Consider the following 7,158-nt stretch of genomic DNA (forward strand, 5'->3'; position numbering starts at 1 on the left):
GATCTTGCCCTCTTGGGCGAGCTGGAGGATTACCGCCGCCGTCATCGTCTTGGTGTTGGAGGCGATTCGGAAGTGCGTGTCGACTCCGGGCCGTCGCTCGACGCCTCGTTCGACGGTGCCGGACGCCGCCCTGAACTCGCCCTGCGGCGTGCGCAGCAACACCACGGCGCCCGGGATCAGCTCGTCCTTGATCGTCTGGTCCACGAGCGCCTGCAACGCGGCGGGGTCGACCGTCTTCAGGCCCGACGCCGGCGCCGTCGTGGTCGCCGGCGACGCCGTGATCGGTGCTGCAGTGGTGGTGGTGGTGGAACGCCGGTCGCTCGTGTTGCCGCTGCACGCCGCGCATACCAGGGCGAGCGCCACGGCCGCGACCGACCAGCGAGGGACGGTGCGATTGATGTCGGGTCTCTTGGTCGTCGTGATGTTGCTTCTGTTCGTCACAGGTTTCCCTATTCATCAGGAGAACGGCGTCCGATGGGCCGGGCAGAACGATGCGTTGTAGATGGCGACGAACTGGTCGAACATTTCCTGGGTGGATGGCGACCGGCTGAGCGACCTCGTCTCGGCGAGGGTGAACGTTCCGCGGGCGCTCTTCGTAGTGATCATCGAGCCGGGCCGGTCGACGATGCAGACCCGGTTGGTCCCCGCTAGGTGAGCGTGGTGCGGCCGGCTTGGACAGCGGCGATGACGTCCTCGATCGCCTGGATCACCACCGGAGCGTTGTCGACCATGATGTTGTGCCCCGCGTCGGTGTCGGTGATCTGGACCGACCCGGGGAAGTACCCGGCCAGCTCGGTCTGGGCGGCGGTGTTGGTCCGGTCGATGACCTCGCCGAAGTTGCGGGGGACGTTCGGGGGCAGCAGGCCTTCGTCGAGGTACTTGGGCACCAGCTCGGCGAACTTCACGCTGGCCGTCAGCACGGCAACCGGCATCGGCTGCAGCGGGTCGGCCGCCTCCACCTGGTCGAGGCTGGCGTTGAAGTCGTATTGCTCCAGGTCGGGGTAGGCGGCGATCTGCTCCGGCGTGCGGTTGTTGGCGCCGACCCACGTGCGCCACTCCTCCGGCGTCATCTGGGCCCGGAGCTCGGGGGTGAGCACGTCGACGAACACGATGCCCTTTATGTCGGCGGCGTGTTCGGCGGCGAAGACGCGGGCGATGTTGCCGGCGAAGGAGTGGGCGACCAGGACGTAGGGGCCCTGCATGTCGAGCGCTCGCAGCGCGGCCTGGAGGTCGTCGGCGCCGTCTTGAGGGGTGATGGGCTGGGCGACCGGGGTGCTCCGGCTGGGCGAGCCGTCGAGCTGTTGAACCCCCGGCCGGTCCCAGGCGCACACTCGGGCCTGGGCACCGATGGTGTCGTAGACGTTGGGCTTCTGGTCGGGGGCGTGCCAGAGATCGGAGGCGATACCGCCGCCCGAAAGCAGCAGCACGGTGGGGGAGCCCCCGCCGTGGCACTCGACGTAGATCGACCGGCCGCCGCCGATGTCGACGTTCTCGGCGATGGTGCGGGTCGCCGACGTCTGGGTGAGCGTGACCGGCGACGAGCCGGAGTCGGAGCTCGAGCACGCCGCCAGGAGCATGCCGACGACGGCGACGAGCGCCGCCCTCTTCAGCATCCCGAACCGGGGGGTGTTCATCATCGGTCCCTCCTGAGGACATGTCGGGTGTGCTCGAACCAGCAGGGGTCGACGATCTCGTCCTCGTCCCGGACCGACGCTGGGTCGTAGGAGGGATCGAGGCAGTTGACCTCCCCCTCGAAGCCGTCGGGATCGTGGAATCGGACCGAGAGCATCGGGCCCAGTCGCCGGATCACGCCGCTGGTGGCGTCCACGGCAAGCAGCCGGTCGCGCAGGGCAGCCAGCGCCGTCTCGTCCCGAACGGTGAACCCGAGGTGGTCGAGCCGGCCCCGTTCGAACATCGTCGAGGTGAAGCCACGGTCGGCCGGGGCGTACCCAGCGACCTCGAAGACGTGGAGCATGACCTCGCCGGCGGCGAATACGGCGTGGCGCCCGTGGCCCTGCCCCGCGCCCATGATCATCGTCGCCCTGAGGCCGATGATCTCCCCGTAGAACGCCCGGTATCCTTCGAGATCGCCCGTTACAACCGCGACGTGGCTGACCCCGCACGGCGTGACCCGTGCGCCGTCTCCCGATGCGGACTCCACACCCGAGTGGCGTTCACTGCGATGGAACGAATCGTTCCTCCGAGACCCGCCACGAAAGCCCCGCCGACGGATCCGGTAGGTAGATGCAGCGCCCGCCGGTGCGGACCGCACCGTCGAGGTGGGCGCCGAGCAGAGGAGCCTGGTCGGCGATCGCCGCGATCGCCCGGCGCAGGCTCCGCACGACGTTGATGCGGGCCCGCTCGGCGTCGGACCCGCTTGGGCGGTCGCGTCCGCCGAGGCCCACCGCCCGCTTCAACTCGCGCAGGAGGGCGTCCATCTCGACGTGGGCCCGCTCGCCGCGGACGGGATCGTTCGCGGCCCCGGCGTCGTCGACCTCGGCCTGCAGGCGGATCAGGCGTCGGCGGTATTCGCGCTTGGCCCGAGCGTCGAGGCCCGGACCGAGGTCGCCGTGGCCCGGACCGTCGGCCTGGCCGGCGAGCTCGGTGGCCGAGACCTCCACGCCCGGGTTGCTCAGCAACCGGGCGAGTTGGTCGAGCCCGTTGGTCCGGGCCAACCGGACCTCGCCGAGCGGTGACGCGAGTGCCCAGATCGCGCCGTCGCGACGCATGGACGCCGACCTTACGGACCCGGAGGTGGCTGCCGGTGAGGCCGGACGCCCACCGGGACGAACGACACCGCAGGTCGCGGCCACGGCGTCGGCCTCGGCGCGCAGCTCACCGGGGTCGTCGAGGTCGTCGCCGGTCCGCTCGATCGCCTCGGCCAGATGGTCGAGGCAATGGACGAGGAGCGGAGGCGACGGCATGGCCCGCGCCAGCGCGACGGCGGCGCGAGCGTGCCGCAACGCCGCCGGGACGTCGCCGTCGAGCAGGGCGAGCCGTCCGAGCACGTCGTCGACGGGCAGACCGGCGCTGTGGCCGCCGCCGACGTTGAGCAGGCCGGCGTACGGGAGCAGGGCGCGGAAGACGGGCCCGGCGTAGGTCCTGGCGCCCGCACGGGCCACCAAGTCGGCGAAGACCCGCAACAAGCTGTCGCCGGTCATCGACCGCAACAGCCGGCCGGGGTCGGGCCCGTACCGGTGCAGCACGTCCTGGAGGTCGGACTCGTCCCCGAACAGCTGAGCCGCGAAGCCCTTCTGCACCTGGAACACGGGCGAGGGCACGTCGGCGAGCATCTCGGAGGTGATCCGGTAGAGCTCCTCGGCTCTCGGCTCGGCGTGACCGAACAGGTCGAGGAGCATGAGCTGGTGGATCCACTCGCACCCGAGCACGACCACCGGCTCGACGTGGCCCTCCCCGACGCGCACCGCCTCGTACATCGCCGCTTCCGCCGCCGATCGGCTGCCGCGCAGCGCGAGGAGCGTCGTACGCGTGATGAGCGTGGTCTGGCGCCACGCAGGCGACGGCAGCACCGCCGCCAGGACCTCGGCCCGGCCGAGCGATCGATTGGCGGCCGCCAGATCGCCTGCATTGAGGTGGAAGCCGGCGCCGCGCTGGTGCCCGACGAGGGCGAGGTCGGAGCGGCCGGCCCGCTCGGCCAGGCGGACGACGTCGGCGGCGAGCGCGATGCCGGCGTCGACCTCCTCCCGGCTGGACGCACCGATCATCTGGTCGACGAGCAGCTGCGCGGTGAGTACGGGATCGTCGATCGTGCGGGCGATGGCCACGGCTTCACCGGTCCATGCCTTGACGTGCCCGGTGGCGTCAGGGTCGGCGCCGCCGACGAGGGCGAGCCGGCCGAGCAGCGTCGCCCGGAGGTGGAGCTCGTCGCCGGGGAGCGCCTCGAGAGCGCCTTCGAGGCGGCGCATCCGCGGGAGGTCGGGCACGAACGCCGTGGCCCACAGGTTCGCCCCGACCTCGGCGCGCGCCCGGATGACCGGGTCCGGACAGCCGCGGGCCAGATCGGCGGCCTCTTCGTAGAGGATCAGCGCCCGTGTGAAGTCGCCGAGCCAGCTCAGCACCTCGGCCAGATCCAGAGCCACCCTGGCCCGTAGCTCGATGCGGTCCACGTGCTCCGCGCCGACCTCGCGCGCGTCCCACAGCAGGGAGGCGGCGCGCGCTTGGAGCCCCACGGCGACGAGTTCGGCGGCAACGGTGCAGGCCTGCGCGACGGTGTCGTCGACGCAGTCGGTGCCGGCGACCGACCTCAGGCGATGACCGCACGCCGACGCTCGTCCGTGGACACCGCCGACGGCGTCCCACGCCGACGCCAGCCGGGCGTGGCGAGCGCGGCGGTCGCCGTACCGCTTCGCGGCGTCGGCGAGGAGGGCGTGGTGGAAGCGCACCCCGGCCGCCGTGACCTCGTCGAGGACGCCTTCCTCGCGGGCCCACCGGAAGCGTTCGACGACGGCGTCGACCGGACATGAGCACGCCTGGGCCAGCACCGTCAGCGGTGTGCCCGAGCCGGCGCTCGCCGCGGTCGCCAGCAGTTCCCTGGTGTCGGTGTCGAACCGGTCGAGTGATCGGGCGAGGACCTCGCCGATCACCCCGCTGCCGTGCGGCGCCCGGACCAGCTCCAGCACGAACAGTGGATTGCCGCCGGTGCGGCGGTGGAGCTGCTCGGCGTCGACCGGTCGCGACGACACCCCTGCGGCGAGCAGGCCGACGGCGTCGACGTCGAGCCCTTCGAGGGCCACGACTCTCGAGACCCGGCACAGGGCGTCGAGCGGCGGCATGCCCGGCTCGTGATCGCGACTGCTGGCCACGAAGGCGACGGGGGAGTCCCCCAGCGCCCGCGGGAGGTGCTCGAGCACCCACATCGCGCTCTCGTCGGCCCAGTGCACGTCCTCGAGCACGACCAGGGTCGGCGCACGCGCCGCGAGCGCGTCGGCCAGCGACTCGAGGTAGTCCCACCGCTGCTCCTCGGCGGGAAGCGACGGGTCGCGGGAGGGTTCCAGGCCGAGTGACCGGTGGACGCCACGCCACAGCTCCATCGGCGCATGCCCGGACGGGTCGGCCTCGCCGTGCAGGACCTCTAGACCCATCGTCCTAGCCATCACGGCGGCCTCGTCGGCGAGCCGCGACTTCCCGATGCCCGGTTCCCCCAGGAGCAGGGCGATCGTCGGTCGGCCCTGCGCGGCCGCCGCCAGCGCGCCCCTGACGGCCGCGAGTTCCTCGTCACGGCCGACCAGGGTCCTCCCGCCGCCGTCCACGCTCGCGATGATCTCAGACGGGGCATCCGGCTGGCGAGGGAAACGCACCGGATAAGCCGCGGTGGGAGCCGGACGACCCCGTGACCCGTCCCTGGGCAGCACCGTGCACCGGCCCCGAGAACAGTCGCTCGATGCGAGAGCTGATCAAGGTACGCATTGCACCCAGCGAAGCTGTCTCCGGCCAAGCCGACATGATCGAAGTCAAGGTTGGCCTGGTGGGTCATGCGGCGAGTCCAGCCACTTGGGCGAGGGCGTTGCTGGCGTGTCCGTAGCGGGTGGCGGCGGTGCGGAGCTTGGTCGGGACGGGGGCCCGGACCCGCCCGGATGTTGAACCATCGCCGGTTGCTATCAGCAACCCGCAGCCCCGAGCGCCGCCCGCGCTCCAGGTTCCGCTCACCAATCCGGTAGTTTGATCACCGCTCCGAACTCTCTCCGTCGGCCGGCAGGGCTGCGACCTGCCGAAACTGGAGCGCCGCGTAGGAGTCGAACCTACAACCCGCTGGCTGGGATTCGGTTGATCAGCCATTCGCCGTTGGGGCTTCGGCGCTGGTCAGCCAAGGGTTTCTGGTATCGCGATCATGGCGCGTGCTCGGTCAAGATGCGTCGAACTCCAGCATAAGCGTCGACCAAAACGGTAGATTGATCACCCGCGCGTCTGGTAGCAGTGGCCCGCGTTGGTCAGGGGCTTCGTGATCGACGCAGAGCACGACAGACGCTGTGGCGGACGTATAGTCCGCCGGCATGTTGGACTCCGCCTCGCAAGAGGCGCAGCGCACGGGCCGATCGACCGTGCCGATCCTCGCTCCCATCGGTGCCTGGCTCGCCGCGCTCTGCGGCAACGGGCGCGTGCAGCGCTGGCGCTGGGTGGCTTTCCCCTTCACTCTGTGGGCCGTCACACGGGTGGCAATCCTCGGTTTCGGAAAGCTGTCGATGACGTTGGCCCCCGACCTTGTGCAGTCGGGTGAGCTCCACCGGGGATACCTGCTTAGGTACTCATCTATCAAGGGGCTCTGCCGGTGGGACTGCTCCTTCTTCCGGGACCTCGCCAACTCTGGCTACGTGCACGAGGGGTACACCAACTTCTTCCCGCTCTACCCGATGCTCGTCCGTGCTCTGCACGAGGTCACGGGGCTGCCCATCGACCTGTGCCTGATCCTGGTTCCGAACCTGGCCGCGCTCGGGGGGCTCCTGGTCCTCTACCGGCTGGTGATGTTCCTGGAGGACGAGGCGGCGGCGAGGTGGACGCTGCTGCTGTTCATTTCCTTCCCGTTCGCGTTCTTCCAGGCCATGGCGTACCCCGAGTCGCTGATGGTCCTGTTCACCGCGCTGGCCGTGTACCTCGCGCTGCGCGGCCGACACCTGTGGGCGGGCGTGGCGCTCGGGGTCGGCGTGCTCGCGCGCCACCTGAGCTTCTTCGCCGGCGGTTCTCTCCTCGTGGCCCAGCTCAAGCAGCGCCCCTCCGTGCGCCGCTTCCTGCTCAGCCCGGCACTGCTCGGCCTACTCATCCCGTGGCTGTTCCTCGGGGCCTACTGCGCATATCAGTACGTGCGCTTCGGCAACGCCTTCGCATTCGTGAAGATGAGGGACAACTGGGGGCCAATGGCCTGGTGGGGCGTGACCGACTGGTGGCGCAGCGGGCCACCGCCCAACGCGGTGATGGGCAGTTATGTCGCGTTCGCGCTCCCCTCGGTCGCCGCAGCGATCGCCTCTCTGTTCCGGAGGAAGTGGTGGGAGCTGGCCGGATTCTCCGTCCCCATGCTCTGGACCGTTCCCGATCTTGTAGACATCCGGTCGTAGACTGCCGCTGATCGCAGCGGAGGCAATCGCGTGGCGACACGCCGTAACTTCACCCAGGAGTACAAGGACCAGGCCGTGAGCCTCGTTCTCG

General features: G+C 70.5%; 5 protein-coding genes. 1 reads left to right on the forward strand and 4 read right to left on the reverse strand.

Translation table 11 applies throughout. The features are described from left to right. The 4 genes from RM445_RS31575 to RM445_RS31590 all read right to left on the reverse strand — a co-directional run. The coding region (locus RM445_RS31575; protein WP_311560535.1) for a serine hydrolase domain-containing protein at window positions 1–441 on the reverse strand (441 nt) is incomplete at its 3' end. Window positions 442–647: 206 nt separating this feature from the next. Next, on the reverse strand, window positions 648–1,637 hold the full coding sequence (locus RM445_RS31580) for an alpha/beta fold hydrolase (protein WP_311560536.1): 990 nt from the start codon (window positions 1,635–1,637) through the stop codon (window positions 648–650). Further along, window positions 1,634–2,161: a VOC family protein gene (locus tag RM445_RS31585; protein ID WP_311560537.1), complete on the reverse strand. Its 528-nt coding sequence runs from the start codon at window positions 2,159–2,161 to the stop codon at window positions 1,634–1,636. The genes RM445_RS31580 and RM445_RS31585 overlap by 4 nt, the downstream gene beginning before the upstream one ends. Window positions 2,162–2,174: 13 nt before the next feature. Further along, the gene (locus RM445_RS31590) at window positions 2,175–5,270 is read right to left on the reverse strand and encodes an AAA family ATPase (protein ID WP_311560538.1); all 3,096 of its coding nucleotides are present in this window, start codon (window positions 5,268–5,270) and stop codon (window positions 2,175–2,177) included. 741 nt (window positions 5,271–6,011) lie between these two features. On the opposite strand from RM445_RS31590, the gene RM445_RS31595 reads away from it, so the two are divergent. Beyond that, window positions 6,012–7,067, forward strand: a complete 1,056-nt coding sequence (locus RM445_RS31595; RefSeq protein ID WP_311560539.1) for a mannosyltransferase family protein — start codon at window positions 6,012–6,014, stop codon at window positions 7,065–7,067. The last annotated feature ends 91 nt before the right edge of the window (window positions 7,068–7,158 follow it).

It is taken from the genome of Pseudonocardia charpentierae, from assembly GCF_031845345.1.
In the GTDB taxonomy this organism is placed as follows: domain Bacteria; phylum Actinomycetota; class Actinomycetes; order Mycobacteriales; family Pseudonocardiaceae; genus Pseudonocardia; species Pseudonocardia charpentierae.